We start from the raw sequence: 26,940 nt of genomic DNA, 5'->3' as shown, positions 1-26,940 counted from the left end.
GCCCTCCTACCCAGCCGACCTCGCCCGGGGGAAGGCACCCCGAGGTGCCGCCCCCGCGGGCTGGGTCCCTCCCCATGCGACGAACTGCGACCAGGCCAGTGACCCCACCGACAGAAGGGGGCCACCAGTACGCTTGGAATCGCGGACAAGCACCGTTGTGGGGGTGAGGGCGGCCTCCACGCACTCGGTTCCACTGCCACCGCTGTAGGAGGACTTGAACCACTGGTGCGTCGAGGACGCCGTCATCACAGCTCCTTGCTTATGCGGTCGACCGTTTCGGCCGAGGTCTCCAGGTCGAGTGCCTGCGCGCTGAGGTACTCGAACGCCAACCTATAGCGCTCCAGTTCTTGGGTCTTCTCCATGAACAGACCTCCGCCGAGCAGGTCCACATAGACCACGTCCAGTTCCCTCGCGGGACCGCGGAGCATGGCGAAGCTACCGACGGCCGCTGCGTGCGCACCTGTTGAGAAAGGCAGTACTTGCACGGTGATGTGCGGGCGTCGGGCCATGGTGAGGAGGTGGCTCAGCTGATCTCGCATGACCTGTCGGCCGCCCACGCGTCGTCGTAGCGCTGCCTCATCGATCACGCACCACAGGTGGGGCGGATCAGCTCGCTCCAGCAACTCTTGACGCTTCATGCGGATGTCGACCATGTGCTGCACTTCGCGTTCCGGGCACTGAGCCTCGGAAGCGCGATGGACAGCCTCAGCGTACGCCCGCGTCTGGAGGAGCCCCGGGATGTACATGCATGCGTAGTGATCCTCGCGAACGACCTCGTCTTCGAGCGTCAGCATCAGATTCATGGAGTCCGGAATGGGATCGGCGAGCGAGCGCCACCACCCTTGAATCTTGGCTCCTTTGGCAAGCTCCACCAGAGCGAGACGCTCCTCGTCGGACGCGCCGTATTCACGACACAGGGCGTCCACGGCAGGCCACTTGACCGTGCCTTCCTTGGTCTCGTACCGGCTGAGTGTGGCTTTGGAGATGCCTACACGGCCACCCGCCTCCTCAAGGGTCAGGCCCTTGGCTTCGCGAAGTCTACGGAGATCGGCACCCAGTTGGCGCCTGCGTGTGGTGGGTCCAACTGGCATGGCCTCAGCCCTTCGGTCGATCAGTCCGATCGTGGCGGTTGCGTCAGCGCGTCGGCAAGCCGCGCGGGGTGCGCCGGGGGCGCGTACTGATTCGATGCGCTCCTCTTGAGTCGCTATGAGAGTTCCATTTTGAGAGTCTCAATGCAACTCTCTGTGAGAGAAAGGATGCGGAGCGCAATCCATTCCTTTGAAGGAGGAGTGAGCGTGGACTACATCGCGTGTATGCCCCGGAAGTCCTGGGACCTGCACTTTCGCGCCGAGCCCCAGGAGGTGGCTGCGGTGCGACGCGTCTTACGACTGCACCTGATTACCTGGGGGCTGGACGCGATCGCGGACGAGGCGCAGCTCTGTGTGAGCGAACTGGTCACCAACGTCATCACGCACGTCGGCCCGGGCACACCGGCCGTGCTCGTCGTCTCGATGCGCGGCGTTCGTCTGCGCATCGAGGTCCACGACCCCGACACACGCGCCCTCCCTGTCCTGACCGACCCCGCGCCCGACGCGGAGCACGGGCGCGGCATGGCCCTCGTCGCGGCCCTCGCCGATCGTTGGGGAGTCCAACTCCGGGGCGACCTCAAGGTCACCTGGTGCGAGCTGGCCACGGGACTCACGGCCCCCGACGGCCACCTGCCCGACCCGCGCGTCACCCGCGCCGAGTCCGTCCTCAGCCTCTACACGCACGCCTGGCCCCACTGCTCCTCCGCCCCGGGCCGACTCGGCGCGACCCTCGCCAAGGAGGCGGTGATCGACGCCGTGACGGACTTCCTCCACTGGCTCCGTGCCCACGGGTGGGACGGGGACGAGGTGCTGGATCTGGCGCAGACGCGGTTCGAAGGCGCTGTTGGGGGGCGAGGCGGAGGGGTCGGGCGAACCGAATGATGGGCCCGGTTCGATCAGCCGGTCGCAATGGCCGAGTACGACCACACCTCCGCCGGGATTTCGTGCTTCAGCCGCCACGTGACCGACATCGGCTTGCTGCCGGTGTGCCCTTCGTACTCGGCGGGGCCAAGCAGCATCCATGGCTGTGCCCCGCCGATGTCCGTGTTCTTGTAACGCCGCACGAAGAGGAGCACATGACTGCTTTGCTCCATATGATGCTGATAGCGCAGCCCAGTGCGTGATGTCTCAGAGGTTTGATTCTGAGACTCCCAGTGGAACCGGACCTCGCTCAGCGCATAGTCGTGGTAGCGGGTTTGGGGAGAGAAGTCCTTCTCGTCCTTCTCCAAGGTGATCAACAGGGCGTCGGTCTTGATGGCATCGCACCATTTGACTCCCTCACGGAAGTCTCCCGGCATGAAGCCGCCGATAGCCGACTGGCCGAGGGCGGGCAAAATTTCCTCGCGGGTGTACGAGGCGTGCACGGTCAGCGGGAGGTTGGTTGTGCTTCCCAAACCTGAGAGTGGGATCGGTACGTGCTCGGTGTGCGCAAGATTGTGTGCCAGCACCTGCCGCAGTTCACTGCGTACCGCACTGTGCGCGTGAAGCAGTTGGAACCCGGCGTCGTAACTGGCGAACCCCTTGCGGACTATTCCACCGAGAGGCCACAGCTGGAAGAAGAGCATGCGGGCATACGCCTGCTCCAGCTCATCGAGATCGGCGTAGGTAGGTGCATCGTCTGCGAGCATGCGCGTGTAAGCGGCCACTCGCTGCGGGTCGTCGACATGGAGGAACGAGGGCACGCGTTTGAGGAGGGCTGCTTCGCCGTCGGGTGCCTCGCCTTTGAGTAGTCCGGAGCGGCGGAGCAACCCGGTCCAGGAGTTGCCATTGCCTCTGTAGAGCTCCTTCAGCTCGCGACCACTCTCGTCCAAGTACCGGCTGAGCTGTGGTTCGGCGTATGAGGCGACCTCGCGCGCGAGGGCCGTGACGTTGATGCCGATCTGCTCCTTGATGTTTGCGATGATCGCGCTCTTCGCTTTCGCCTCAAGGATGATCTGGCAGCCGGAGGGAAGCTGAGGGAAGTCGCGCTCGATGTTGTCCAGTAGCCGTTTACGGGTCAGGTTCGTCAGGGCTCGGAACTGGTTCTCAAAGCGGAACTCTTTGCGGTGTTGTCCGATGAAGTCGAGCACGGTAAGGACGGCTTTGTCCTCGGTGCGGCGCAGCCCGCGGCCGAGCTGCTGGAGGAAGACGGTGGCGCTAGACGTGGGACGGAGGAGGAGCAGCGTGTCTACATCGGGGATGTCGAGCCCTTCGTTGAAGAGGTCGACAGAGAAGATCACCTGGATCGCTCCGGACCGCAGGTCGGCCAGTGCCTGCTTGCGCTCTTCGGTAGAAGTCTCACCAGACAGGGCAACCGCGCTGAGGCCGACCGTGCGGAAGGCGTCGGCCATGAAGTGAGCATGTGCAACCGACACGCAGAATCCGAGGGCCCTCATCTTCCCGGGCTCGGCGACCTTCTCCTGGACGGACTTCACGACCTGGCGGGCTCGCCCCTCATGGGCTGCTAGGGCGTTGCTCAGGGCACCTGGGTCGTAGGCCCCTCGCTTCCATGCGACCGTACTCAGGTCCGTGTTGTCGCTGATCCCAAAGTAGCGGAACGGGCTGAGGAGATCATTTTCGAGGGCTTCCCAAAGACGCATCTCTGCTGCGATTCGGCCGTCGAAGAACTCGTCCTGGATGTTCTTGCCGTCCATGCGTTCAGGCGTGGCAGTGAGGCCCAGAAGTTCCACGGGGGCGAAGTGGTCAACGATTTTACGGTAGGTGGGCGATGTGCCGTGATGGAACTCATCGATCACGATCACGTCGAAGTGATCTGCGGACAGGCGATCGAGTGCCTTGGAGTTCAGCGACTGCACGCTCGCGAACACATGGGTCCAACGCTCCGGGATGTCGCCACTGTGGAAAGATTCGCCGAAGTTCGGGTCAATCAGCACGTCCTGGTACGTCCGCATTGACTGCTGCAAGATCTCCTTGCGGTGAGCCACGAACAGTAGTCGCAGATCGCGGCCGTACTGCTTTCGTAGACGCTTGTAGTCCAGGGCTGCCATGACCGTCTTGCCCGTGCCCGTGGCCGCTACGAGCAGGTTTCGGTGGCGGCCGTGTACCCCTCTCTCGACCTCCAGTCTCTCCAGCATGTCGCGCTGGTGTGGATACGGCCGCACCTCTAGATCAGAGAGAGTGATGCCTCGTGTAGCGGCGCTGGTGAGCGCCTCCTGAAGGCGGTTGCTGTCGGTTGCGGGGTTGTAGGTCTCGAAGGAAGGGTCGCTAGTAGGCATCGAAGGTCGCCTCGAACTTGCGCAGCACATCGGGAGTGGTTACGGAGGACAGCCGAACGTTCCACTCCAGGCCATCGAGAAGGGCCGCCTTGGAGAGGTTGGAACTTCCAACGCATGCAGTGTCGTAGCCGCTGTTACGGCGAAAGAGCCATTCTTTTGCATGGAGCCGTGTCGACCGCGTCTCGTAGTTGACTTTGACCTCGGCATTGAATTCCTCGACCAATCGGTCGAGAGCGCGCCGCTCGGTGGCGCCGATGTAGGTCGTAGTGATCACCCATATCGGCACGTTTCGCTTGTGGGCTGCCTTCCAGGGTGCTGATGGACTCCAGGGTGTGGTTCGCGGCATAGATGCGTTCCTCGCTAGGAAGGGCTTGAAGGGCGCGACGGACCGTGCCTGCCGCATGCCGAGCGAGGGTGTGAGGTACCGACTCCTGTCCTACGGCTTCGCTCGGAGGGCGCCAATCGTCCTTGGCTAGGTCCTTCAGCTGCTGCTGAAAACGCAACGTGATCAACTGCTCGTAGAGACCTGCGAACGGTTGTGGCTCTCCCTGTTCGGTCATGCCGGCTTCCCCCTGCTCACTCGGACGCTGCCCCCTGTGTAACAGAGGTCGCCAACCCGGAGGCGTCCTGGGTGTCATGGAAGGATTCTTGTCGATAACCGGCCATAGTTAAATACAAGTTGACATCGGTGATCTAGTTCGATCGAGTATGCCCTCATGGGAATCGAACGAACTGTCGGTCGTATTCAGGGTGTCGCCGTGGGGGACTGCTTCGACAGTCGCATGGACGTGAAGCGTGCCATGCTCCACCAGACCAACCAGAAGGGCATCTCGTGGCTCAAGGACGAGAAGGATGGCCTTCCGGTCGCCGATGCGATCGTCCTCAACGGTGGCTATGTCGATGATGACGACCACTGGACCTGGATGCAGTACACGGGAGCGTCGATAGGTAAGGAGCGCGACCCCAACACCGGCCGACTTCTGTGCAGTCAGTCATGGTCGTATGTCGACAACGATGCCCTAAAGCGTAGTTATGAACGCAGTTACCCGATTCGCGTGATTCGTGGATACGAGGGCGACGAGCGTTATTCACCGCCCAAGGGCTACCGTTACGACGGCCTCTACCGGATCACGGCTATCCGTACGGCGATCTCCCAGTCCCCGGCTCCCGACGGCAGCGACATCGAGATCTGCCAGTTCGACCTTGAACGCATGCCAGAGTCTCAGCAGGGACACACGCCCGTAGAAGCTCACGTCGCTAAGGCCCTTGAGGAGCTAGAAGACCTGTCCGCACAGGAACTGGGCGAGGAGAGGTACCCGGAGGTGCGGACTACGGCCGTTCAGCGCCTCATACGCAGCGTCGCTACGGCACGGCGAGTCAAGACGCTCTATGGCGGGGAATGCCAGCTCTGCGGTCGACGGCTGCTGGGCCCGGATGGTGAGCCTCACAGCCAAGGGGCGCACATCAAGCCCCTGGGCAAGCCTCATAACGGACCGGACGTAGAGCAGAACATTCTCTGCGTCTGCCCCAACTGTCATGTGCGGCTGGACATCGGGGCAGTCGTCATCGACACGGACTGGTCCGTCATCGTGCGTGCAGATCTGTTCGGAGAAGCGCTCTTGCCGAAGCTCAGGACCAAGGGCTGGCATCGAGTTCACCCGGACTACGTGCACTACCACCGGGAGTGGTGGCTGGGGCAGGGCTGAGTCGCAGCCTCAGCCCCCCACGACCCCATGGCACTCCCCATAGACACGGCCCGACCCGCACCAGCACTCCGTCCCCCGGCTCGGGGGCCATGCCTCTGCCCGGCCGCGGGCCGCGAGGGTGGTGGCGTACTGGGGGAGCAGGGCCGGGTCGGTGGGGGACGTGCCCTCCGAGGCGGCGAACGCCTCGTAGGAGGGGACCGTGCCGGTGACGATGCCGAGGTTGGGCGTGCCGGAGGCGGCCAGCTCGCGCAGGGCCTCCTCTATCGTCGAGAGGTGTCCCTCGTGGGACGGGTACTCCGCGACGAGGGGCGGGTACGTCTCCAGGAGCTCGTGCAGCTCCGCCGCCGGCCAGTGCAGGACCGCCACGGGGAAGGGGCGGGACAACGCCTCGCGGTAGGTGCCCAGTTCGGCGCGGAGGCGGGTGATCTCGGCAGCCAGCTCCGCCGGGTTGTCCGAGCCCAGGGACCAGACCCGCTTCGGGTCGTGCAGCTCGTCCAGGGAGACCGGGGACACGTGCAGGGTGTCCGCGAGGGCGTCCCAGGCGTCGTGCGAGAGGCCCAGCATCCTGCGGACGCGGTGGCGGCCGAAGAGCAGGGGGTGCGTCGCCCGGTCCGGCTCCTGCGTGTCCGCGACGAGCAGACGCGCGCCCGCCGTGAACGTCTCCTCCGCCGACTCCAGTTCGTCGTGCGACTCCAGGGCCTCCGCGACGATCACCCAGGGCGCCGGGTCGCGCGGCGCGGCCGCGCGGACGCCCTCGATGATCGCCCGGGCCTCCGCCTCATGGCCGTACTCCCACAGGTTCGACGCCTTCAGGGCTCTGACCAGGGCCGGGTCGTCCAGCGAGTCCGCGGGGGCGGAGGCGAGCAGGCGGTCGTAGAGCGCGGTCGCCGCGGGGCGGTCGCCGGACAGTTCCAGATGGGCCGCGGCGCGCAGCAGCAGGGCCTCGGCGTCCTCGGGATACAGGTCGGCGGTTCGCTCCAGGCGTGCCGCTTCGGCGGAGTGGTCGACGTTCTCGGCAGGCGTGTCGGGGCGCATGGTCCACACCGTACTGCCGGGCGCCGACAAAGGTGAGCCATCGCCCGCGCACGGTTCAGGCCGCCTTCGCCCGCCGCCCTCGCCGTGCGGGCGGCCCCGCCCGGGAGGCGTCCCCGCGGGTGCCCGTCGTTGCGGCACCGCGCCCGGCGTACCGCCTCGTCGTGCGGCGAGGACCGGCCTCGGTCCCCGTACACCGACGCGGGCCGGTGACGTACGATCAAAGATCGTAGGACCGGAAGGCCGAAGGGCCGTGGAGGCCCGTGGAGGCCCGTGGGGCCGGGAGAGGGGGCAGCCGGTGATCCGTCGTCACGCCGACGTGCTGCTGCTCCTGCTGTTCGCCCTCGGTGCCGTCCTCCTCGACTCGGGCGGTCTCTACGCCACCGTCGCGCTCGCCGCCACCGCGGCCGCAGGGGCCGCGCTCGCCGTGTCCGCGGTGATCGTGGCGCGGTGCGCCCCGTCCGTGCCGCCCACCCGCGTGCGTACGGCGATCCGTGACCGTGACCGCCGTACGGCGTTCCTGCCGCAGCGCGACCCCGACGCCCGGGGCCGCCGCCGCCCGAGGGCGCCCGGACACGCCCTCCCGGCGGCCCTCGCACAGCACTCCTGAGACACCTGACCCGCGTGGGTCGTCATGCCGCCATGTCTCCACCTCTTCAACCGGCGCACGACGAGACCCCCGGAGGGCTCACCCATGTCCGTTTTCGCCAGCCTGGTCGAGCAGCTCGCCGACCTGCTCCAGCCCGTGTTCCACGCCTCCGCGGCGGCGGCCGCGATCGTCCTGTTCACCGCTCTCGTACGACTCCTCGTCCACCCCCTGTCCCGGGCCTCGGCACGCGGCGCGCGGGCGCGGGCCGCGCTCCAGCCGAGGATCGCCGAGCTGCGCAGGAAGCACGCGAAGAACCCCGAGAAGCTCCAGCGGGCGGTGCTGGACCTGCACGCGAAGGAGAAGGTGTCGCCGCTGTCGGGCTGTCTGCCGAGCCTGCTCCAGGCGCCCGCGTTCTTCCTGCTCTACCACCTGTTCTCCAGCTCGGACATCGGCGGCGAGCCCAACGCGCTGCTCTCGCACCGGCTGCTGTCCGCGCCCCTCGGCGACCGCTGGTTCGACGCGCTGGGCGCCGGCGGGGTGCTCGGCGGGGCGGGCCTGGTGTACATGGCGCTGTTCGCGCTGGTCACGGGCATCGCCGTCTTCAACTACCGCAGGTCCAAGGTCTCCCTCGCCGACAGCGCGCCGCTGGACGCGCCGGGGGCCGGGGCCGTCGCCCGGGTCATGCCGTTCCTGTCCTTCTTCACGCTGGTCACCGTCGCCGTCGTTCCTCTCGCGGCGGCGCTGTACATCGTGACCAGCACGGCCTGGAGCGCGGTGGAACGGGCCCTGCTGTATCCGTAGGGCCTCCGCCGGCAGCCGGTCCAGTACGTGAACGGGGTCTTGCGGAGTGGACGTACAGCTTGGAGGATCGACCGGTCCTCGGATGGCCGCACCCATCGGCTGGGCGTACGTGATCGAGGGAGACGGTGACCATGAAGCTGCTGCGTGTCGGTACGGCCGGAGCGGAGCGACCCGCCCTGCTCGACGCCGGGGGCACCCTGCGGGACCTGTCCGGCCTCGTCCCGGACATCGACGGGACGCTGCTCGCCGACGAGGCCGCGCTGGACCGGGTCCGTGCCGCCGCCGCTGCCGGTGAGCTGCCCGTGCTGGACGCGACGGGGCTGCGGATCGGGCCGCCGCTGGGGCGGATCGGCAAGATCGTGTGCATCGGGCTGAACTACCACGACCACGCCCGTGAGACGGGGGCCGAGCCGCCCACCGAGCCGGTCGTCTTCCTCAAGGCGCCGGACACGGTCGTCGGCCCGAACGACACCGTGCTCGTGCCGCGGAGGTCGGTCAGCACCGACTGGGAGGTCGAGCTCGCGGTCGTCGTCGGCCGTACGGCCCGCTACCTGGACTCCGCCGAGGAGGGGCTCGCGCATGTCGCGGGGTACGCCGTCGCGCACGACGTCTCCGAGCGGGAGTTCCAGATCGAGCGGGGCGGCACCTGGGACAAGGGGAAGAACTGCGAGACGTTCAACCCCCTGGGCCCGTGGCTGGTGACCGCCGACGAGGTGGCCGACCCGCAGGATCTGCGGCTGCGGCTGTGGGTGAACGGTGAGCTGAAGCAGGACGGCACGACCGCGGAGCAGATCTTCCCCGTCGGGGAGGTCGTGCGGTACGTCAGCCAGTTCATGACGCTGTACCCCGGGGACGTCATCAACACGGGGACGCCCGCGGGGGTGGCGATGGGGCGGCCCGAGCCCAGGCCGTATCTGCGGGTCGGGGACGTGGTCGAGCTGGAGATCCCGGGGCTCGGACGGCAGCGGCAGGAGCTGAAGGACGCCTGAGCGGGGAAGGTGCCCGAGGAGCAGGGGACTGCGGCCGGCCGTCGGCGTGCCGTACGTCGTGACTGGTCGCGCAGTTCCCCGCGCCCCCGAGGACGTCTCCCGGGGGCGTTCCTTCAGGCCAGCAGATCCGCGAGCCTCTTCCAGGTGCCCCTCGGCAGGGCGTCCCTCGGTCGGCCGTCCACCACCTGGAGCGCCACGTGGTCGGCGCCCGCCCGGTGGAACGACTCGATCCGGTCGCGGATCGCGTCGTCCGTGCCCCACGCGAACACCGCGTCGACCAGGCGGTCGCTGCCCCCGCCGCGCAGGTCGTCCTCGGTGAAGCCGTGCCGCAGGAAGTTGGACGTGTAGTTGGGGAGGGTGAGGTACGGGGCGAGGAAGGCGCGGGCCAGGGCACGGGCGCGGCCGGCGTCCGCCTCCGGGACGACCTTCAGCTCGGGCGCGAGCAGCGGTGCGTCGCCGAGGATCTCGCGGGCGGCGGCCGTGTGGTCGGGAGTGACGAGGTAGGGGACCGTGCCGGCGGCGCGTTCGCGGACCAGCCGCAGCGAGCGGGGGCCGATGGCCGCGACGACCCGGCGGCCGGCGGGCACGCCCGCGGCGTCCAGGGCGTCGAGGTAGGCGGCCAGGGCGGAGACCGGGCCGCGGAACTGCTGCGGCGTCCTGCCGTGGCCGACGCCGAGGCCCAGCACGAACCGGCCCGGGTGGACCGCGTCGACCCGGGCGAACGCGTCGGCGGAGACGGCGGCCTCGTACTGCCAGATGTTCTGGATGCTGGTGCCGACCGCGATCCGGGTCGTCGCCTCCAGCAGGGGTGCGGCGTGGCGGGCGGTGCTGTTGCTGCCCAGCCACAGGGCGCCGTAGCCGAGCTGCTCCAGCTCGGCGGCCGCCTCGGTCAGTTCGGAGCGGCGGCCGGGATCGTCGGAGCGCAGGCCGATGCTCCAGATGCCGTACCGTCCAACGTTCTGCTTCATCGGGTGCGGTCCCTCCGGGGTGGGGTGCGTGCGGGTGGGTGCGTGCCGCGGCCGCGCGTACGTCCGGTGCGCGTACGGCAACCAGTGCAGCAGGTTCCAACTGCTCCCCGGCCCCGGAGGGTTCCGCCCCGCGGCGGACTTCCGGAGGTCTCAGACCTTCAGGAACTCCTCCAGTGCCTCCACCACGAACCGGTGGTCCTGGAGCTGCGGCAGCCCGGACACCGTCACCGCGCCGATGACGCCGACGCCCTCGACGCTGATCGGGAACGAGCCGCCGTGGGCCGCGTACAGGTCGGCGTCCAGGCGGGAGGAGTCCTCGAAGGAGGTGCCCTTGGCGCGGAAGCGGGCGCCGACCAGGTAGGAGGAGGCGTGGTAGCGCTCGACGACCCGGCGCTTGCGGGCGATCCAGGCGTCGTTGTCGGGCGTGGCGCCCGGCAGCGCGGCGTGGAAGAGCTGCTGGCCGGCGCGGTGGATGTCGATCGCGACCGGGGCCTGGCGCTCGCGGGCCAGCTCCACCAGGAGCGAGCCGAGCCGCCAGGCGTCGTCGGCGGTGAACTCCCGGAAGACCAGGCGCCTTTCCTGCGCCTCCAGTTCCTCCACGCCCGGCGTCAGCTCGGGCGCGATCTTCGGCGTCATCGCCGTCTTGTGCGTGCTGCTCACAGGGACACCACCACTGCGTCCCGGGCCGAACGGCGGGCCGCTTCCAGGACGTCGAGCGCGGCGGCCGCCTCCAGCGCGGTCACCGGGTTCGGGGCGCCGTCGCGCACGGCGGCGGCGACGGCGGCGTAGTACGCGGGGTAGTCGCCGGGGAGCGTCCGCACGGGGCGGCCGCCGCCGGTCGCCGGGGACTCGCCGGAGCCCAGGGTGCCCCACAGCGGCTCGGGCTCGGTGCCCCAGTCGGAGCCGTCGCCGGGCCGGGCGCCGTCGCGCAGGGCCGCCTCCTGCGGGTCCAGGCCGTACTTGACGTAGCCGGCCCGCGAGCCGAGCACGCGGTAGCGCGGGCCGAGCTGGGCGGTGGTCGCGGAGACGTACAGGTGGGAGCGGACGCCGTTCACGTGGGTGATCGCGATGAAGGTGTCGTCGTCCGTCTGCGCGCCGTCGCGCCGGGTGTCCGTCTCGGCGTACACCGAGGCGGCCGGGCCGAAGAGGACCAGCGCCTGGTCGACGAGGTGACTGCCGAGGTCGTAGAGCAGGCCGCCGATCTCCGCCGGGTCGCCGGACTCGCGCCAGCCGCCCTTGAGCTGCGGGCGCCAGCGCTCGAAGCGGGACTCGAAGCGCCAGACGTCGCCCAGCTCGCCCTCGTCCATGAGGCGGCGCAGGGTGAGGAAGTCGTTGTCCCAGCGGCGGTTCTGGAAGACCGAGAGGAGCAGGCCGCTCTTCTCGGCGAGGGCGGCCAGTTCGCGCGCCTCGGCGGCGGTGCCGGCGATCGGCTTGTCCACGACGACCGGGAGGCCCGCGGCGAGGGCGGCCTTCGCCAGCGGGACGTGCGTCTTGTTGGGGGAGGCGATGACGACGAGGTCGAGTTCGCCGGCCCGGCCGAGGAGGTCGTCCGCGCTCGCGACGATCCGTACGTCCGGGTACGCGGCCCGGGCCTGCTCCTGCCGCTCGGGGTGGGAGGTGACGACCGTGTCGAGGACGAGTCCGTCGGTCGTGGCGATCAGGGGGGCGTGGAAGACGGACCCGGCCAGGCCGTATCCGACGAGGCCCACCCGCAGGGGGCGGCCGGCGGGGGTGCCGGGGGGAGGAGTGCTGGCAGTCATGCTCCCCACTTTCGCAACACTGTTGCCAAAGTGCAAGCGTGAGGGAGAATGGGGGCGTGGACAGGGTGGAGACGCACGGGGTGGACGGTTCCGGGACGGCGGCCGGTCGGAGTGGTGCCGACCGGAGCGGTGCCGACAGGGGCGGCGTCGGACGGGGCGGCGTCGGACGGGGTGGTGTCGTCGACCCCGGGAGCGCCGGGGTCAATCTCCCCGCCCTGCGGAGTCACAACAGTGCCGTCGTCCTCGGGCTGCTGCGGGCCGCCGGGGCGGACGGGATCAGCCGGCTGGAGCTGGCCGAGCGGACGGGGCTGACCCCGCAGGCCGTCAGCAAGATCACGGCCCGGCTGCGCGGGGACGGGCTGGCCGAGGAGGCGGGGCGCCGGGCCTCCACCGGAGGCAAGCCCCGCACCGTCCTGCGCCTGGTCCCCGCCGCCGGTCACGCCGTCGGCGTCCACCTCGACCGCGACGAACTGCGCGCGGTCCTGGTCGACCTCGCGGGCACGGTGGTCGCCGAGCGGCGCACCCCGGTGGACCTGGGCGCCGGGGCGGAAGCGGTGCTGGGCGCCGTCGCGCGGGCGGCGACGGAGCTGGGCGCGCAGACGCGGGGCCCGAGGACACGGGGCGCGGCGGAGCCGGACGCCGGGGCCCGCGGGGCGGCCGCGCGGGGCGCCGTGACAGGCCCGGGGACACGGGGCGCGACGGCGCCGGACACCACGGGGCGGGAGGCGGCCGAGCCGCCGGGTGAGGCCGCACCGGATCCGGCGGTGCCGGACGCCGGGACGCCGTCCGGGGCCGGGGCGTCCTCCGGGACGCCGGTGCCGTCCGGGACGGGACGGTCCACCCTCCTCGGGCTCGGGATCGCCCTGCCCGGGCCCCTCGACCACACCCGCGGGGTGCTGCACCGTGTCACCGGGTTCCCGGAGTGGGACGGGTTCCCGCTGAGGGACGCGCTCGCGGAGCGGCTCGGCGTGCCGGTGGTCGTCGACAAGGACACCAACGCCGCCGCGCTCGGGCTCGCCGCGGCCGGCGAGGGCGGGTCCTTCGTGTATCTGCACCTCGGTACGGGACTCGGCGCCGGACTGGTGATCGGCGGGGCCGTGCACCGGGGCGCACGCACCGGCGCGGGGGAGTTCGGGCACCAGGTCATCGCCCTCGACGGCCCGCCCTGCCCCTGCGGCAACCGCGGCTGCGTCGAGGTGCTGTGCCTCGCGGCCGTCGTCCGCGGCGAGACCGCCGAGGCGGCCCGGGTGCTGGGCGCCGGTGCCGCCAACCTGGTCGGCCTGCTGGACATCGACCTCGTGCTCCTCGGCGGCCGCACGGTCGCCGCCGCGCCGGAGACCTTCGTACGAGGTGTCGGCGACGTCCTCGACGCCCACGCCCGCCGCGCCGGAGGCCAGGGCCCGCCCGTCCCGGTCCGCATAGCCCCCGGCGGCGCCCGCGCGGTCGCGGAGGGCGCGGCCCAGCTCCTCCTCGCCCCCCTGTTCGGCCGCCCGGGCGTCTGAACGCCGCCCCTCCGCTCCGCCGGCTCGGCCCTGGGAGCCGCTCCCCTGCGCGCCGGCGCGCTCCGGTCCGGTCGTGCGGGCGTACCGGGTACGGCGTCCCTGCGCGTCGGCGCCCGCTGCTCGGCCGTCCGCGCTTCCGGGCGCCGCCCCCTGCGTGCCGCTGCCGGGCGTCCGGGTGTCGTGTTCCTGCCGGTCGGCGCCCCGGCGCCCCCCGCGTCCCGGGCGTCCGAAGTGCCGCCCCCTGCGCGTCGGCGCCCGCTGCTCGGCCGTCCGCGCTTCCGGGCGCCGCCCCTTGCGTGCCGCTGCCGGGTGTCCGGGTGTCGTGTTCCTGCCGGTCGGCGCCCCCGCGCCCCCGCGTCCCGGGCGTCCGAGGTGTCGCCCCCTGCGCGTCGGCGCCCGCTGCTCGGCCGTCCGCGCTTCCGGGCGCCGTCCCTTGCGTGCCGCTGCCGGGTGTCCGGGTGTCGTGTTCCTGCCGGTCGGCGCCCCGGCGCCCCCCCCGCGTCCCGGGCGTCCGAAGTGCCGCCCCCTGCGCGTCGGCGCCCGCTGCTCGGCCGTCCGCGCTTCCGGGCGCCGCCCCCTGCGTGCCGCTGCCGGGCGTCCGGGTGTCGTGTTCCTGCCGGTCGACGTCCCGGCGCCCCCCCGCGCCCCCCGCGTCCCGGCTGCCCGGCTGTCCGGGCGTCCGAGGTGTCGGCCCCTGCACGTCGGCGCCCCCCGCGTCCAGGCTGTCCGGGCCCTGGGCGCCCCCTGCGTGCCGCTGCCGGGGTGTCCGGGTGCGGTGTTCCTGCCGGTCGGCGCCCCCCCCGCGTCCCGGCTGTCCGGGCGTCCGAAGTGCCGACCCCTGCGCGTCGGCGCTTCCTTCGCTCCGCCGTCCGGGTGTCCGGGTGCCGCTTTCCTTGCGCCGACCGGGCGCACTTGTGCGGTTCCGCGGTGCGGCGTCCCCGGACCGCGCCCCGGCCGTGATGCTCATGTGTTCATGCGACTGTCAACGCCCGCCGCCCTGTGCCTCACCGCGGCCACCGGCCTGCTCGGCCACCCGGCAGCCGCCCACGCCGAGCCGGCCGGCCCCGCCTGTGCGGCGCCCGGCGGGCAGGGGTTCCCGCTGGCCACCCGGATCCACGGCGGCCCCGGGACCTATGTGGCGGGCGGCGGCCCGGGCGTCTGGTACCTCGATCTGACCAACAGGACCGACCGCACCTGCACCGGCATCCACCCCGTCGTCGTGCTGGCCGACGCCGGGCGTGTCCTGCGCCCCGGCCAGCCGCGGCTGGAGTTCTACGCCGACGGCCGGCCGCACCCGGTCCGCTTCGAGGTCACGGACGAGGACGAGCTGGTCGGTGCCTTCGCCGACGATGCCGCGCGCTTTCCCGGGTTCAGCGTGGGTCCGGGCAAGACGCTCTCGGTGAAGGTGCGTCTGACGCTGGCCCCGGACGCCGCGGAGAACGAGGTCACCGCCACCGCGGCCGTCGTGCAGCGCCGGGGCGACGACGGGGACTGGGTCGGCCGCTCGAACGACTACCGCTTCACCGTCGGAGCCGATCCGGCCGGTCCGGTCGATCCGGTCGATCCGGTCGATCCGGTCGATCCGGCGGACCCCGAGGGGACCGGGGACCCGGCGGACCCGGTCCGCACGGCGGCCCCGTCCGGCACCGCCGCCCCCGGCGAGACGCCCGGCCCCGGCGACGCCTCCGCGAGCCCCCGCCCGGACCGCTTCCCCTCCGTCGGCGAACTCGCCCGCACCGGACTCGCCGTCCCGCCCGCCGCCCTCGCCGCCGCGGCCGTCCTGCTGCCGGCCGCCGGCGCCGCCGTGCTGGGCCGGAGAAAGCGTCGCGGCTGAGGGAGCCCCCGGATCCGGAGGGCCTCCTCCCGCACCCTCCGCCGGGCGACGCCGGCGCGCCCCGCACCTGCCCGCCCCTGCGCACGAGCCGGGCGCCCCGGAGGCTCCCGCACCCCGCCGCCGGCGAGCACCGCACAGGCGGCGGGACCTGTTTCCTGGTGATCGGCGGGGTACGGATCACCGGCTCCTGACTACGCTGGGGGGCGTCGGTACGCCGTGGTTCCGGCGCCCCCAGCAATGCCCGCACGCAACGCCAGGAGACCGAAACACATGGCAGACCGCAAGCCCGTCGAGTCGTGGCTCACCGACATGGACGGCGTCCTGATCCACGAGGGTGTCCCGATCCCCGGCGCCGACGGCTTCCTGAAGAAACTGCGCGAGTCCGGGAAGCCCTTCCTGGTGCTGACCAACAACTCCATCTACACCCCGCGCGACCTGCACGCCCGCCTCAGCCGCATGGGCCTGGACGTGCCGGTGGAGAACATCTGGACCTCAGCCCTCGCCACGGCCAAGTTCCTCGACGACCAGCGCCCCGGCGGCACCGCCTACGTCATCGGCGAGGCGGGACTGACCACCGCCCTGCACGACATCGGGTACGTCCTCACCGACCACGACCCCGACTACGTCGTCCTCGGCGAGACCCGCACCTATTCCTTCGAGGCCATGACCAAGGCGGTCCGGCTGATCAACGCCGGCGCCCGCTTCATCTGCACCAACCCCGACGAGACCGGCCCCTCCACCGAGGGCCCGCTCCCGGCGACCGGTGCCGTGGCCGCGCTGATCACCAAGGCGACCGGCAAGCAGCCGTACTTCGCGGGCAAGCCGAACCCCCTGATGATGCGGACCGGTCTGAACGCCATCGGTGCCCACTCCGAGACCAGCGCCATGATCGGCGACCGCATGGACACCGACGTGCTCGCCGGCATGGAGGCCGGGATGCAGACCTTCCTCGTGCTCACCGGACTGACCCGGCCCGACCAGGTCGAGAACTTCCCCTATCGCCCGTCCCGGATCGTCGACTCGATCGCGGATCTCGTCGACCGGATCTGAAACGCCCCACCGGCGAAAAGTGACCCGTTCGGAGCAACCGGACCCCGCCAGAGGATGCGGGGTCCGGTCCCGCGGGGGAATCTCCAGATGACTGGAGGTTCACGATGGGTTCCCTGAAAGTCACTCTCTGCACAGCGGTCCTCGCCGTCACCGCCCTCACCGTCCCCGCCGCCCACGCGGCCGATCCGGGCGTCTCGATCCGGCCCCAGAAACCCGCACCCGGTGCCGAGGTGGCCCTGAAGGTCACCGGCTGCTCCGGCCGCACCGCCACCGCCGCCTCTCCCGCGTTCGTCTCGGACGCCCGCCTCACCGGCTCGGAGGGCAGCCTCGCCGGCGAGACCCGGATCCGCTCGGACGCCGAACCCGGCTCCTACGACATGACGATCACCTGCGGGGACCGGCGCGGCAAGGGCTCGATCACCGTCTCCGCGCACTCCTCCGCCCCGGCCACGCCGATCGCGCCCGTACGCGCGGGCGGCGGCGGCGCGGCCGACCGGCTCGCCTCCGCCGACAGCCGGAGCACCGGCCCGGGCACCGCGCAGACGGTCACCGGCCTGCTCCTGGCCGGCGCCGCCGGCGCGGCCGTCCTCCTGCTCCCCCGGGCCCTCGGCTTCGCACGGTCCGCCAGGACTTCCCGGGTCCGGCGGAGCCGCGCGGGGAAGTGACCGCCATGTCCGGTCACGAACACACCTCCGGCGGCGGCCGACTGCTCGTCGGCATGGCCTGGGCGGTCCTGCTGGTCGGCCTGTGGCTGTGGGGCCAGGGGGTCACCGGCGGGACCGCGGCTCCCGCCACCGGCGACATGGCCGCGGTCGGCCGGCCCCCCGGGGACCGGCTGCCGCCCGCCGTGAAGCCCCTCGCCGACGCCCTTCCGCAGCGCATCGACATCCCCCACCTCGGCATCCAGGCCCCGGTCGTCCCGCGCGGCCTCGACGGGGAGGGCGCCGTCGAGCCGCCGCCGCTCGACCAGCCAGGTGTCGTCGGCTGGTACGCCGCCGGCGCCGCACCCGGGGCACCCGGCACCGCGGTGCTCGTCGGCCATGTCGACACCGAGACCAGGCCGGCCGTGTTCTACAAGGTCAGCGCGCTGGTGCCGGGCGAGACGGTCCGGGTGACGCGGGACGACGGCACGGTCGCCGAGTTCACCGTCGACGACATCGACGTCGTCGCCCGCGACCGGTTCGACGCCCGCCAGGCATACGGCCCCCGCCAGGCCGGCCGTGCCGAACTGCGGCTGATCACCTGCGGCGGCACGTTCGACCGCGCCAGCCGCAGCTACACCGCCAACGTGATCGTCTCCGCCTATCTCACCGACAGCGGGGTATAGGGGACGTCCGGCGCCCCGGTTCCCCGGGGCGCCGGGCAGGCTGTAACAGCTCACCGACACAGGAGCCGCCGACCTCGTGGCTCTCGCGGCTCCTATGTCAGGATTGAGCCTTGCAACAGGCACTCCGAGGGGGAGTTCGATGTACGGCAAGAGGGGGGCGGGGCTCCGTTGTGCCCCCGGAGCGCGGGCGTCCGCGGCGGTGCTGGGGGCGGCGCTGCTGATCGCGGGCTGTTCCGGCGACGGCGACGGCGGGGACACCGAGGGCAAGCCCGCAGCGGCGAAAATCGGCCAGCAGCCCAAGGCGACCGATCCGTTCTGGGTCAACCCGGACAGCAAGGCCGCCGGTCAGGTCGCGTCCTACGAGAAGGACGGCAAGAAGGCGCAGGCCCGGCAGATCCGCAGGATCGCCGAGCAGCCCACCGGCGAGTGGATCAGCCCGGAGAACCCCGAGGAGCAGGCGCGCGGCTTCACCGAGGCCGCGGCGAAGGCCGACCGCACGGCCCTGCTGGTCCTCTACAACATCCCGCACCGTGACTGCGGCCAGTACTCGGGCGGCGGCGCCGCCGACGGCGACACCTACCGGGCGTGGATCGACGGCATAGCCAAGGGCGTGGAGGACCGTGACACCACGGTCGTCCTGGAGCCCGACGCGGTGCTGCACCTGGTCGACGGCTGCACCCCGGACGAGTTCCACGAGGAGCGCTACGACCTCCTGGAGTACGCCATAGGCAAGCTGGGTTCCCTGCCGAGGACGAAGGTGTACCTCGACGCGGGCAACGCGGGCTGGGGCCACCCCGACCAGATCCACGAGCCCCTGAAGTGGGCCGGCATCGACAAGGCCGACGGCTTCGCCGTGAACGTGTCGAACTTCTACACCACCGAGAACTCCCTGGCCTACGGCAAGCAGCTCTCCGCCAAGGTCGGGAACAAGCCCTTCGTCATCGACACCAGCCGCAACGGCAACGGCCCCTACACCGAGGGCGAAGAGGCCGAGCGCTGGTGCAACCCGCCGGGCCGCGCCCTGGGCGAGACCCCGACCACCAAGACGGTGGACCCGCTGGTCGACGCCTATCTGTGGGTCAAGCGGCCGGGGGAGTCCGACGGCGAGTGCAAGGGCGGCCCGAAGGCGGGCGAATGGTGGCCCGACTACGCGATGAAGCTGGCTGCCGGGAAGTCGGCTTCCTAGCGAGACGGGGAGGTGCGCGGTCGCCCGCGCACCTCCCCGTATCAGCAGTCGTCGCCGGTCAGGGAATCCGGACCCATCGCGCCTCCGACGGCACGCCCTGGTCGTCCGCGGCGAACACCATGTACCAGCCGGACTGCACCAGATTCCGGTTCTTCGGCACGGTGACGGTCACCTTGTCACCGCTCACCTCGAAGTCCAGCGCGACGGACCGCTGGTCGACATCGGTCACGTGGGTGGACGCCGAGGGCCGGATCAGCCGCATCTTCTTGATCGCGGAGGCGTGCTGCGAGGTGAACGTCCCCGACCCGCCCCGCTCGATGCTCTCCGGCCCCCCGGACAGCGACGGCCGGGGACCCTGGTACAGGTACGGCGGCGTGTAGATCTCCACCCGCTGCTCGAACTCGCCCGGCTTGGTGTTCGCCTTGTCGGCGTACAGCGAGTCGGACCCGAAGAACATCACCCGTCCGTCGGGCAGCAGGATCGACCCGGAGTGGTAGTTGCGCCCCACCAGCGGGTCGGCGACCTGGACGAAGGAGTTGCTGTCCGGGTGGTAGATCCGGGCCTGGAGGACGTTGGAGTCCCCGCGTCCGCGGTAGTCCTCCGAACCGCCCGACACCAGCACGGTGTCGTTGGGCAGGATCGACGACTGCGGATAGCGCGTGCCCTTCTCCAGCGTCGGCCCGTCCTCGAACTTCGGGCTGCCGGACCTGAGATCGACGATCCGCGTCCTGTTGCTGGACTTCTTGGACTCGCCGACCCCGCCGCCGCCGATCACCATGTACTTCTCGTCCTGCGCCGGAGGCAGCAGCACCGTGCCGGACGTCTCCATCTGGTCGGCGTCGCTCAGCCCGGGGATCTTGGTGAACTTGTTGGTGTCGACGTCCCAGACACCCGGCTCACGGCCGACGTTGTCGGGGCCGTAGCCGGCGTTCGAACCGGAGTAGAAGACCTTTCCGTTCTGCATCAGGAACAGCGCCGGATACGTCGGGAACTGACGCGTCTTCTCCAGGTAGGTCCACTTCTTGGTCTTCGGGTCGAACACCTCGTTCTTGCCCGGCACCAGCTGCCCGATGTCGTCGAGCCCGGACACGCTGAGGATCTTCCCGTCGCTCAGGGTGGTGAGCGTCGGGTACCAGCGGGCCTCGTTCATCGGGTCGACCTTGATGTACTTCTCGGCGACCGGATCGAACTCGTAGGCGTCCCGGATGCCCTGGAAGTCCTTCTTGTCCAGGGCGAGTTTCTGCGCGATGCCGTACGTGTTGCGCGCGGCGGCCCCGCTGAGCCCCTGCACGCGGTAGTTGTCCTGCGTACCCGTCTCGTACTCGGCGCCGCTCTTCTGCGCCTCGACGTAGATACGGCCGAGGCCGGGGTCGTTGCGCAGGAACTTGCCCGTGGCCGGGTCGAAGACCTTCTTCGCACGCGGCACCAGCACCGGGTCCTTGGAGACGAACGTCCTGCCGTTCTCCTTGCCGGTGAACTTGGTGCCCGCGGGCAGCGTGATGGGCTGGTCCGGGTCCTCGTTGTGGACGATCATCAGGCCGCCGGCCTTGGTGACGTCGCCCTTGAGCTTCTCGTACCGCTTGGTACCGCCCGCGATCAGCAGATTGCCGTTGGCGAGCTGGGTGTGGCCGGTGCAGAACAGGTCGCTCGGCGTCGGCACCTTCTTGACGGTCCCCTTGACGGGGTCCCAGATCCGGGTGTCGAACTTCTTCGCGTCGAAGTTGTCCTGGTTGTTCCCGGACCCGGCGACCAGCAGGATCTTGCCGGTGCGCAGCAGTGCGGCGTGGATGGTGTTCTGCCGGTACTCCTCGGGGAAATCGACGATCTCCCACTTGCCGTTGGCGGCTTTGTACTCGGGCTTGTTGATCTGGTACTGGTGGTATTTCTCGGTGCCGAAGCGGTAGAGCCACGGCCCGTTCATCCCGGCCAGCGCGAGTACCACCGCCGTGCCTATCGCAAGTCGACGAGCCCGACGGCGGCCTGCACGGTCGTTCATTCCTTACGTCCCCCAAGGGCGATCTGCATGGTCTGGTCGTTGCCGCCGTTCGAGGCGGCCCACGACTCCTGGTGCGGCGTCCCGTGCGCGGGCGTGGCCGCGGGTGCGGCGTCCTGCGGTGCCGGGGTCCCGGCGGCGGGCTTCTTCTTGTCCTGGCGCAGTTCGTAGCGCCAGACGAAGATCGGCGTGGCGGTGATCAGCAGGGCGAAGGACGCCCAGATGATCATCGCGGGGTGGGCGTGGCCGAAGACGAAGCCGGCGGCGATCGAGCCCCCGAAGATCAGGATGAAGTACCAGTGGTACCGGAAGGTGCCGAACCAGCGGTCAGGGCTGGCCGAGTCGCCCTTGGGCGTCACCACGAACTTGCTCTTGCGGCGCAGCGCGGAGTCGATCAGGGCCTTCGCGTACAGCGGCGCCGACAGCGCGGACATCACCATGCCGGCCACACCGCCGGAGCCCTCCGGCTCGTGCGGCGAGACGTTGTGGCGGCGGTTCCAGATGTACAGGCCGATCTGGAGCGCGGAGGCGTTGCCGTAGAGCATCAGCCACACGGTCGGGTCGATGTTCACACCCGAGGCGCCCAGGCCCAGGAACAGCGCGCAGCTCAGCGCGGCCAGGATCCAGTTCAGGGACGAGATCGGGTAGAAGATGATCATCATCGTGTAGTTGAAGAGCTTGCCGGGGGGCATCGTGCCCCAGCCTCTCCAGTACTGCTTGAGGATCGTCTCGTACGTCCCTCGCGACCAGCGCATCTGCTGGGTGAAGAAGTCCGTCCAGGCGCTCGGTCCCTCACCGACGGCCAGCACGTCGGGCGTGTAGACCGAGCGCCACTTGTTGCCCGTCGCCGGGTTCTTGTGGCGGTGGATCTCGAAGCCGGTCGCCATGTCCTCGGTGATCGAGTCGTACAGGCCGCCGATCTGCTTCAGCGCCTTGATCCGCACCGCGTTGGAGGTGCCGACGAACATCGGGGCGCCGTACCGGTTGCCCGCGCGCTGGATCAGCGCGTGGAAGAGGAACTGCTGCGACTCGGCGGCCTTGGTGACGAAGGTGTCGTAGTTGCCGTAGACCTGCGGGCCGATCACGAAGCCGATGTCCGGGTCGCGGAAGAAGCCGAGCATCCGCTCCAGGTAGTTGGGCAGCGGGATGTGGTCGGTGTCGACCGAGGCGAAGAAGTCGTAGTCGTCGCCGTGCGCTTCCAGCCAGGCGTTGTAGTTGCCGTGCTTGGTCTTGGCGCGGTGCGGGCCCTTGGGCTGGTTCCACTTGGCGACGCCCTTGCGGGAGAAGTGGTGCACGCCGAGCCGGGCGCACACCTCCTTGACCTCGGGGTCGTCGCCCTCGTCGAGCAGCCAGACGTGCATCAGGCCCCGGTGGCGCAGCTTGACGGCCGCCTCCAGGGTCTTCGTCACCATCTCCAGCGGCTCCTTGCCGGGCACGAAGGAGGTGAGGAAGGCGACCCGGGTGCCGGTCTCGGGAACCACCGGGATCGGGTCACGGGCGACCAGGGTGGCGTGCGCGTTGGACACCACGTTCATGCAGCGGAAGGTTTCGATCAGGCCGATCGAGACAAGCATGACGATGTCGAGGGCCGGCAGGAAGTCGTAGGCCGGGTAGTCGCGTTCGGTCCAGTGCTCGGGCTGGAGCAGCCAGAACAGCAGCACCAGCGAGAGCACCGGCGCCGCCGTCAGCATGAGTGCCACACGGATGCGGTGCGGCTCCTGGGATATCAGGGAGCGGTACTGCACCCGGTAGGGCTTGTTCGGGTCCGGCTGGGTGAGGGGCCCGGACAGCCGGCTGTAGTGCTCGTAGTCGTATCTCGGCAGGGTCCGTTTGATCCGGCGGAAGGCGCCGGTGTTGCCCGTCCGATGTGATGGCACCCTGAGCTGGGTGGTCTGTGACGGGTCGGAGTTCCGCCCGGCGCCCGTCGGCGTCGACGTCATGAGTCATCCCCCCACACGCAGGTCACCGCGTGTATGTCGGTTCCTTTCACCTGTCTACGGTCCCCCTCGACCTGCACAGGCGTGTCCGTGGTGGGCCAGATCACCACGTCGTGCACACAGCCTATAGACATGGAACCCCGACCCTCCGGTTGCATGATGCCCCCTCGGTATCGGTTCGAGAACGGGGCCCCCTCCCCGTCGAACCGCGACCGTTCTCCGCGTGTCCCCCCGGCCTGCGCGGTCATGCAGCCGCTCGCCTGCCAGGGTTCTACGGCGTTCGGCATGATCGCAAGATGCCAAGCGCAAGTAGGCCCCCCGCTGCTGCGAGGGGCCTACTCCGTGTCTGTGCGCCGCCAGGGACTCGAACCCCGGACCCGCTGATTAAGAGTCAGCTGCTCTAACCAACTGAGCTAGCGGCGCCTGCTGACATCGAGAACTCTACATGACCTCCCGGGGTGCTCCCGACCATGCCGGGCGGCCCCGGGATCCGGCGGGGGCCGGAAAAGGGCGCGTACACCATTCGGACCGTCAGCATGCGCACCCATAAGTCAGTTGAGAAACTCGTCATTGTGCACAGGACTGGACATTTCCACCTGGAGTGTGAGGGGAATCGCATGGAGGCTCCGGAGGCTCCGGTTTTCGAGGAATTCGATCCCGCGAGCGATTGCGACTGCCCTGGCTGCACCCGCGTCCGGCGCCTGCTCCCCCCGGGTCCCGGGGCGGTCGGTCACCCGGCCTCCCGCCGGGTGCTCGCGGTCGCCGTGGCCGCCGCGGCTCTCGGCGCCGGGCAGGCCCTCCCGGCCGCGGCCGCTTCCCACGCCCCCCGGATCCCCGGCGTTCCCGCAGGTGACGAGCCCGATACCCCGCAGGGCAAGGTAGCCCCGCTGCACGGCCCCGCGGGGGTCCCGGCCAAGGAGACGGCCGGGACGAGGACGCCCGCGATCACCCGTGCGGAGATCATCAACCGGGCGAAGAAATGGGTCGCGGCGAAAGTGCCGTACAGCATGACCGCCTACTGGTCCGACGGTTACCGGCAGGACTGCTCGGGGTTCGTGTCGATGGCGTGGAACCTGCCGGGCAACGAATGGACGGGCAGCCTCGGCACGTACGGGGAGCGGATTTCCAAGGAGGATCTCCAGCCCGGCGACATTCTGCTGTTCCACAATCCCGCGAACCCCCAGTCGGGCTCGCACGTCGTCCTTTTCGGCGGCTGGACGGACTACACCCACAGCTACTACATCGCCTACGAGTCGACCCGTCCCCACGCCCGCAGACAGGCGACCCCGTACGCCTACTGGAGTCACTCCGACCGGTATGTCGCCCACCGCTACAAAGGGCTTGTCGCCTCGACCGGAGGCTCCGAGCCGGAGCCCGTCCCGGAGCCCGAGACACGCAAGCCGTACCCGGGAGCGGCGTACTTCGGGCCGGGCGCGAACAACAAGCACGTCACGGAGCTGGGCCGCATGCTGGTCGAGCGCGGCGGCAAGCGCTTCTACACGGCCGGTCCCGGCCCGCGCTGGACGGACGCCGACCGCAGGGCGACCCAGGCGTTCCAGCAGGCCCAGGGCTGGACCGGCGCGGAGGCGGACGGCCTGCCGGGGTCGCACACCTGGGCCCTGCTGGCCGGCGGTCAGGGGCGGGACATCGTCGGCGGGGCCGCGGGGCCGCCCGCGCCCTCCTCGCCCGGGGTCCCCGCGTTCCCCGGCCGGGCGCTGTTCCGGCCCGGGGCGGTCGACCAGCGCATCACGCTGCTCGGCCGGCACCTGGTGAAGAAAGGGTTCGGCAGGTACTACACGACCGGCCCGGGCCCCCGCTGGGGCGAGGCCGACCGCCGCGCGGTGGAGGCGTTCCAGCGCGTCCAGGGCTGGCGGGGCGCGGCGGCGGACGGCTACCCGGGCCCGGAGACCTGGAGGCGCCTGTTCCTCTAGAGGGCGCACGGACCGGTCCGGGCCGGTCGTGCGGGCAACCGCACGGCCGGCCGCGCACGGCCCGCACCCGCGGATCGCGGAACCACCCACTGTCATGACGTATCTGGCGCGGAGGCTGGAGGCACGCATGAGTACGACCACTTCCCCGACACCGGAGCCGGAGGGCCCCCCGAGGCCAGTCCGCCTCATCCAGAACGAGTCGACCACCGAGATCCCCGTCCATCTGCTGTTCCGTGACGAGCCGGACCCCGCCCCGGTGCCCCTCGCCCCCGCGGTGGTGGCCCGCCGCCAGGGGACCGGCGAGCAGCCCCGGGTGCGCCGGCCCGGCCCGGCGAAGGCGCGCACGCTGCCCCAGGTCGACCCCGAGCTGGTGGAACGGCGGGCCCGGGTGCTGCCCGGGGCGGCGGGCGTGCTCGCCGGGGCCTGCGGTGCGGCGGGCGCCCTGGCCACCTCCTGGTGGGCGGGCTCGCTGCCGGCGTCCGCGCCGGCCGCGCTCGGGCTGCCGGCGTCCGCGGCGGTGGGCCTCGGCCCCGTCCAGTGGGCCGCCTACGCCGGGGCCGGCGCCCTCGGTCTGTTCGGCTTCGGCGGGCTGGCCCGCGGCCGGACCGGGCGGGCCTCGGTGCTGGGCCTGTTCGGCCGTTACCGGGGGACCGTCCGGCGCACCGGCCTGATGTGGGTGAACCCGCTGCTGCTGCGCCGCCGGGTGGACGTGCGGCTGCGGCACTGGCGCAGTGAGGCGATGCCCGCGGCCGACGCGAGCGGGGTGGCGCTGCGGGTGGCCGTGCTGGTGGTGTGGCGGGTGCGGGACACCGCGCGGGCCGTGCTGGGGGTGGAGGACCACGAGGGCTATCTGCGCGAGTGCGTGGAGGCCGCGCTCGTCCGGGTGCCGCTGGAGATGCCGGGGGAGGGACCGGTGGCGGCGGCGGGGGAGAGGCTGACCCGGCTGGTGGCGGCGGAGGCTGCGCCGGTGGGTCTTGAGGTGTTCTCGGTGCAGCCGGTGCGGGTGGAGTACGCCCCGGAGGTGGCCGCGGCGATGCACCGCCGCAGGATCGCCGCCCTGGACGCCCGGCACCGGGCGACCGTGCTCACCTCGGTGGTCGACTCCGTCGAGGACACGGTGACCCGGCTGACCATGCGCGGCCTGGTCGAGCTGGACGACTACGAGCGCAAGGCGCTGGTGAAGGATCTGACGGTCGCCTTCTGCGCGGGGCGCGGGGAAACAGGCTCGTGATTGGTATGGACATGTTCAACTAACGGCAATAACCTCAGACTTGGTCTAGACCTGCACGGCTCACTGAACCTCCCCCACGTTCTCCAGGAGCGGCAGAATGCGAAAAAGGACCAAGTTGTACGCCGCGGCGGTGGGGCTCGCCACCACCGGAGCGATCGTGCTCTCCTCCGGCGGCGCCAGCGGTCACGGCTACACCGACCTCCCCGTCAGCCGGCAGAAGCTCTGTCAGAACGGCACCGTGACCGGCTGCGGCTCGATCCAGTGGGAGCCGCAGAGCGTCGAGGGCCCGAAGGGCTTCCCGGCCTCGGGCCCCGCCGACGGAGCCCTCTGCAACGCGGGCCTGGGCCAGTTCGCCCCGCTCAGCTCGCCGCGCACCCCGTCGGGCGCCGCCTGGCCGGCCACCCGCGTCACCGGCGGCCAGAACTACACCTTCCGCTGGCAGTTCACCGCCATGCACGCCACGACCGACTTCAAGTACTACATCACCAGGCAGGGCTGGAACCAGAACCACAATCTGGCCCGGTCCGACCTCAACCTCACCCCGTTCTTCACCGTCCCCTACGGCGGTCAGCGGCCTCCGGCCACGCTCTCGCACAGCGGAAGGGTGCCGTCCGGGCTCAGCGGTCGGCACGTGATCCTCGCGGTGTGGACGATCGCCGACACGGGCAACGCGTTCTATGCCTGCTCGGACGTCACTTTCTGAGCATTGCTTGAGCGAATCCGTCTCCCCCCGCGGGTACGTTCCTCCTGCGCCGCCCCGACCAGGGCGGCGCAGGGGGAACACCGACACGACTTCAGGGG

At 70.7% G+C, this 26,940-nt stretch carries 22 protein-coding genes, 1 tRNA gene and 1 pseudogene; 14 read left to right on the top strand and 10 right to left on the bottom strand.

Features of this window, described 5'->3' with window-relative positions:
* Window positions 1–6 precede the first annotated feature (6 nt).
* The gene (locus ACIQGV_RS05315) at window positions 7–246 is read right to left on the bottom strand and encodes a DUF397 domain-containing protein (protein ID WP_402490717.1); all 240 of its coding nucleotides are present in this window, start codon (window positions 244–246) and stop codon (window positions 7–9) included.
* A complete protein-coding gene (locus tag ACIQGV_RS05310) occupies window positions 246–1,091 on the bottom strand; it encodes a helix-turn-helix domain-containing protein (protein WP_402490714.1) in 846 nt (281 codons plus the stop codon). Before ACIQGV_RS05310 ends, ACIQGV_RS05315 begins: the two co-directional genes overlap by 1 nt.
* A gap of 222 nt (window positions 1,092–1,313) precedes the next feature.
* On the opposite strand from ACIQGV_RS05310, the gene ACIQGV_RS05305 reads away from it, so the two are divergent.
* Complete coding sequence (locus tag ACIQGV_RS05305) at window positions 1,314–1,970, top strand: ATP-binding protein (protein ID WP_402491055.1); 657 nt, start codon at window positions 1,314–1,316, stop codon at window positions 1,968–1,970.
* A gap of 14 nt (window positions 1,971–1,984) precedes the next feature.
* On the opposite strand, the pseudogene ACIQGV_RS05300 reads toward ACIQGV_RS05305, so the two are convergent.
* A pseudogene (locus ACIQGV_RS05300) lies at window positions 1,985–4,863 on the bottom strand (DUF3427 domain-containing protein).
* A gap of 156 nt (window positions 4,864–5,019) precedes the next feature.
* Here ACIQGV_RS05300 and ACIQGV_RS05295 point away from each other — a divergent pair.
* Window positions 5,020–6,009, top strand: a complete 990-nt coding sequence (locus ACIQGV_RS05295) for a YDG/SRA domain-containing protein (protein WP_402490711.1) — start codon at window positions 5,020–5,022, stop codon at window positions 6,007–6,009.
* Between the two features lie 9 nt (window positions 6,010–6,018).
* Here ACIQGV_RS05295 and ACIQGV_RS05290 read toward each other — a convergent pair whose 3' ends face one another.
* Window positions 6,019–7,044, bottom strand: coding sequence for an SEC-C metal-binding domain-containing protein (locus ACIQGV_RS05290; RefSeq protein ID WP_402490708.1), 1,026 nt, complete (start codon window positions 7,042–7,044; stop codon window positions 6,019–6,021).
* A gap of 295 nt (window positions 7,045–7,339) precedes the next feature.
* Between ACIQGV_RS05290 and ACIQGV_RS05285 the strand changes: the two genes are divergently transcribed.
* The 3 genes from ACIQGV_RS05285 (at window position 7,340) to ACIQGV_RS05275 (ending at window position 9,420) form a co-directional block, all read left to right on the top strand.
* Window positions 7,340–7,651: a DUF6412 domain-containing protein gene (locus ACIQGV_RS05285; protein WP_402490706.1), complete on the top strand. Its 312-nt coding sequence runs from the start codon at window positions 7,340–7,342 to the stop codon at window positions 7,649–7,651.
* Window positions 7,652–7,735: 84 nt separating this feature from the next.
* The gene (locus ACIQGV_RS05280; RefSeq protein ID WP_402490703.1) at window positions 7,736–8,431 is read left to right on the top strand and encodes a YidC/Oxa1 family membrane protein insertase; all 696 of its coding nucleotides are present in this window, start codon (window positions 7,736–7,738) and stop codon (window positions 8,429–8,431) included.
* Between the two features lie 131 nt (window positions 8,432–8,562).
* Complete coding sequence (locus ACIQGV_RS05275; protein ID WP_402490701.1) at window positions 8,563–9,420, top strand: fumarylacetoacetate hydrolase family protein; 858 nt, start codon at window positions 8,563–8,565, stop codon at window positions 9,418–9,420.
* Between the two features lie 113 nt (window positions 9,421–9,533).
* On the opposite strand, the gene ACIQGV_RS05270 is transcribed toward ACIQGV_RS05275, so the two are convergent.
* From ACIQGV_RS05270 to ACIQGV_RS05260, 3 genes are all read right to left on the bottom strand, one after another.
* Window positions 9,534–10,388, bottom strand: a complete 855-nt coding sequence (locus tag ACIQGV_RS05270) for a TIGR03620 family F420-dependent LLM class oxidoreductase (protein ID WP_402490698.1) — start codon at window positions 10,386–10,388, stop codon at window positions 9,534–9,536.
* 150 nt (window positions 10,389–10,538) lie between these two features.
* Window positions 10,539–11,024 (bottom strand): heme-degrading domain-containing protein, encoded by a 486-nt coding sequence (locus ACIQGV_RS05265; RefSeq protein WP_402491053.1) that lies wholly within the window; start codon window positions 11,022–11,024, stop codon window positions 10,539–10,541.
* Window positions 11,025–11,044: 20 nt separating this feature from the next.
* Window positions 11,045–12,148: a Gfo/Idh/MocA family oxidoreductase gene (locus ACIQGV_RS05260; RefSeq protein ID WP_402490696.1), complete on the bottom strand. Its 1,104-nt coding sequence runs from the start codon at window positions 12,146–12,148 to the stop codon at window positions 11,045–11,047.
* A 215-nt stretch (window positions 12,149–12,363) separates the two neighbouring features.
* Between ACIQGV_RS05260 and ACIQGV_RS05255 the strand changes: the two genes are divergently transcribed.
* From ACIQGV_RS05255 to ACIQGV_RS05230, 6 genes are all read left to right on the top strand, one after another.
* Window positions 12,364–13,650 (top strand): ROK family protein, encoded by a 1,287-nt coding sequence (locus ACIQGV_RS05255; protein ID WP_402491051.1) that lies wholly within the window; start codon window positions 12,364–12,366, stop codon window positions 13,648–13,650.
* A 973-nt stretch (window positions 13,651–14,623) separates the two neighbouring features.
* Window positions 14,624–15,484: a hypothetical protein gene (locus ACIQGV_RS05250; RefSeq protein WP_402490694.1), complete on the top strand. Its 861-nt coding sequence runs from the start codon at window positions 14,624–14,626 to the stop codon at window positions 15,482–15,484.
* Window positions 15,485–15,754: 270 nt separating this feature from the next.
* Window positions 15,755–16,534, top strand: coding sequence for an HAD-IIA family hydrolase (locus ACIQGV_RS05245; protein ID WP_402490691.1), 780 nt, complete (start codon window positions 15,755–15,757; stop codon window positions 16,532–16,534).
* Between the two features lie 104 nt (window positions 16,535–16,638).
* Entirely contained in the window at window positions 16,639–17,199 is a 561-nt protein-coding gene (locus tag ACIQGV_RS05240; RefSeq protein WP_402490688.1) for a hypothetical protein, read from the top strand.
* Window positions 17,200–17,204: 5 nt separating this feature from the next.
* Window positions 17,205–17,861, top strand: coding sequence for a class F sortase (locus ACIQGV_RS05235; protein ID WP_402490685.1), 657 nt, complete (start codon window positions 17,205–17,207; stop codon window positions 17,859–17,861).
* A 139-nt stretch (window positions 17,862–18,000) separates the two neighbouring features.
* Window positions 18,001–19,047 carry a glycoside hydrolase family 6 protein gene (locus ACIQGV_RS05230; protein ID WP_402490682.1) on the top strand — a complete coding sequence of 349 codons (1,047 nt, stop codon included), beginning with the start codon at window positions 18,001–18,003 and terminating at the stop codon, window positions 19,045–19,047.
* 58 nt (window positions 19,048–19,105) lie between these two features.
* Here the strand turns inward: ACIQGV_RS05230 and ACIQGV_RS05225 are convergent, their stop codons facing one another.
* The 3 genes from ACIQGV_RS05225 to ACIQGV_RS05215 all read right to left on the bottom strand — a co-directional run bounded on the left by ACIQGV_RS05225 (window position 19,106) and on the right by ACIQGV_RS05215 (window position 23,400).
* Window positions 19,106–21,043 carry a galactose oxidase-like domain-containing protein gene (locus tag ACIQGV_RS05225; RefSeq protein ID WP_402490679.1) on the bottom strand — a complete coding sequence of 646 codons (1,938 nt, stop codon included), beginning with the start codon at window positions 21,041–21,043 and terminating at the stop codon, window positions 19,106–19,108.
* Window positions 21,040–22,980, bottom strand: coding sequence for a glycosyltransferase family 2 protein (locus ACIQGV_RS05220; RefSeq protein ID WP_402490677.1), 1,941 nt, complete (start codon window positions 22,978–22,980; stop codon window positions 21,040–21,042). The genes ACIQGV_RS05225 and ACIQGV_RS05220 overlap by 4 nt, the downstream gene beginning before the upstream one ends.
* Window positions 22,981–23,326: 346 nt before the next feature.
* Window positions 23,327–23,400 (bottom strand) — tRNA-Lys (locus tag ACIQGV_RS05215).
* A 194-nt stretch (window positions 23,401–23,594) separates the two neighbouring features.
* On the opposite strand from ACIQGV_RS05215, the gene ACIQGV_RS05210 reads away from it, so the two are divergent.
* The 3 genes from ACIQGV_RS05210 to ACIQGV_RS05200 all read left to right on the top strand — a co-directional run bounded on the left by ACIQGV_RS05210 (window position 23,595) and on the right by ACIQGV_RS05200 (window position 26,842).
* Entirely contained in the window at window positions 23,595–24,908 is a 1,314-nt protein-coding gene (locus ACIQGV_RS05210; protein WP_402490674.1) for a peptidoglycan-binding protein, read from the top strand.
* Window positions 24,909–25,035: 127 nt separating this feature from the next.
* A complete protein-coding gene (locus ACIQGV_RS05205) occupies window positions 25,036–26,139 on the top strand; it encodes an SPFH domain-containing protein (protein WP_402490671.1) in 1,104 nt (367 codons plus the stop codon).
* Window positions 26,140–26,236: 97 nt separating this feature from the next.
* Window positions 26,237–26,842 (top strand): lytic polysaccharide monooxygenase, encoded by a 606-nt coding sequence (locus tag ACIQGV_RS05200; RefSeq protein ID WP_402490668.1) that lies wholly within the window; start codon window positions 26,237–26,239, stop codon window positions 26,840–26,842.
* Window positions 26,843–26,940: the final 98 nt, after the last annotated feature.

The sequence above is a fragment of the Streptomyces sp. NPDC093094 genome (genome assembly GCF_044754345.1).
Lineage (GTDB): Bacteria > Actinomycetota > Actinomycetes > Streptomycetales > Streptomycetaceae > Streptomyces.
Note: the sequence above shows the minus strand (reverse complement) of the source record. Positions and strands in the feature narration are given on the sequence as shown.

What these genes read in the sequence shown, in the direction of transcription:
- ACIQGV_RS05295 (WP_402490711.1), top strand. Translation starts at nt 5,020, where the DNA reads ATGGGAATCGAACGAACTGTCGGTCGTATTCAGGGTGTCGCCGTGGGG.
- ACIQGV_RS05230 (WP_402490682.1), top strand. Translation starts at nt 18,001, where the DNA reads ATGTACGGCAAGAGGGGGGCGGGGCTCCGTTGTGCCCCCGGAGCGCGG.
- ACIQGV_RS05280 (WP_402490703.1), top strand. Translation starts at nt 7,736, where the DNA reads ATGTCCGTTTTCGCCAGCCTGGTCGAGCAGCTCGCCGACCTGCTCCAG.
- ACIQGV_RS05225 (WP_402490679.1), bottom strand. Translation starts at nt 21,043, where the DNA reads ATGAACGACCGTGCAGGCCGCCGTCGGGCTCGTCGACTTGCGATAGGC.
- ACIQGV_RS05245 (WP_402490691.1), top strand. Translation starts at nt 15,755, where the DNA reads ATGGCAGACCGCAAGCCCGTCGAGTCGTGGCTCACCGACATGGACGGC.
- ACIQGV_RS05210 (WP_402490674.1), top strand. Translation starts at nt 23,595, where the DNA reads ATGGAGGCTCCGGAGGCTCCGGTTTTCGAGGAATTCGATCCCGCGAGC.
- ACIQGV_RS05290 (WP_402490708.1), bottom strand. Translation starts at nt 7,044, where the DNA reads ATGCGCCCCGACACGCCTGCCGAGAACGTCGACCACTCCGCCGAAGCG.
- ACIQGV_RS05265 (WP_402491053.1), bottom strand. Translation starts at nt 11,024, where the DNA reads ATGACGCCGAAGATCGCGCCCGAGCTGACGCCGGGCGTGGAGGAACTG.
- ACIQGV_RS05275 (WP_402490701.1), top strand. Translation starts at nt 8,563, where the DNA reads ATGAAGCTGCTGCGTGTCGGTACGGCCGGAGCGGAGCGACCCGCCCTG.
- ACIQGV_RS05270 (WP_402490698.1), bottom strand. Translation starts at nt 10,388, where the DNA reads ATGAAGCAGAACGTTGGACGGTACGGCATCTGGAGCATCGGCCTGCGC.
- ACIQGV_RS05305 (WP_402491055.1), top strand. Translation starts at nt 1,314, where the DNA reads ATGCCCCGGAAGTCCTGGGACCTGCACTTTCGCGCCGAGCCCCAGGAG.
- ACIQGV_RS05310 (WP_402490714.1), bottom strand. Translation starts at nt 1,091, where the DNA reads ATGCCAGTTGGACCCACCACACGCAGGCGCCAACTGGGTGCCGATCTC.
- ACIQGV_RS05235 (WP_402490685.1), top strand. Translation starts at nt 17,205, where the DNA reads ATGTCCGGTCACGAACACACCTCCGGCGGCGGCCGACTGCTCGTCGGC.
- ACIQGV_RS05315 (WP_402490717.1), bottom strand. Translation starts at nt 246, where the DNA reads ATGACGGCGTCCTCGACGCACCAGTGGTTCAAGTCCTCCTACAGCGGT.
- ACIQGV_RS05220 (WP_402490677.1), bottom strand. Translation starts at nt 22,980, where the DNA reads ATGACGTCGACGCCGACGGGCGCCGGGCGGAACTCCGACCCGTCACAG.
- ACIQGV_RS05260 (WP_402490696.1), bottom strand. Translation starts at nt 12,148, where the DNA reads ATGACTGCCAGCACTCCTCCCCCCGGCACCCCCGCCGGCCGCCCCCTG.
- ACIQGV_RS05200 (WP_402490668.1), top strand. Translation starts at nt 26,237, where the DNA reads ATGCGAAAAAGGACCAAGTTGTACGCCGCGGCGGTGGGGCTCGCCACC.
- ACIQGV_RS05205 (WP_402490671.1), top strand. Translation starts at nt 25,036, where the DNA reads ATGAGTACGACCACTTCCCCGACACCGGAGCCGGAGGGCCCCCCGAGG.
- ACIQGV_RS05250 (WP_402490694.1), top strand. Translation starts at nt 14,624, where the DNA reads ATGCGACTGTCAACGCCCGCCGCCCTGTGCCTCACCGCGGCCACCGGC.
- ACIQGV_RS05240 (WP_402490688.1), top strand. Translation starts at nt 16,639, where the DNA reads ATGGGTTCCCTGAAAGTCACTCTCTGCACAGCGGTCCTCGCCGTCACC.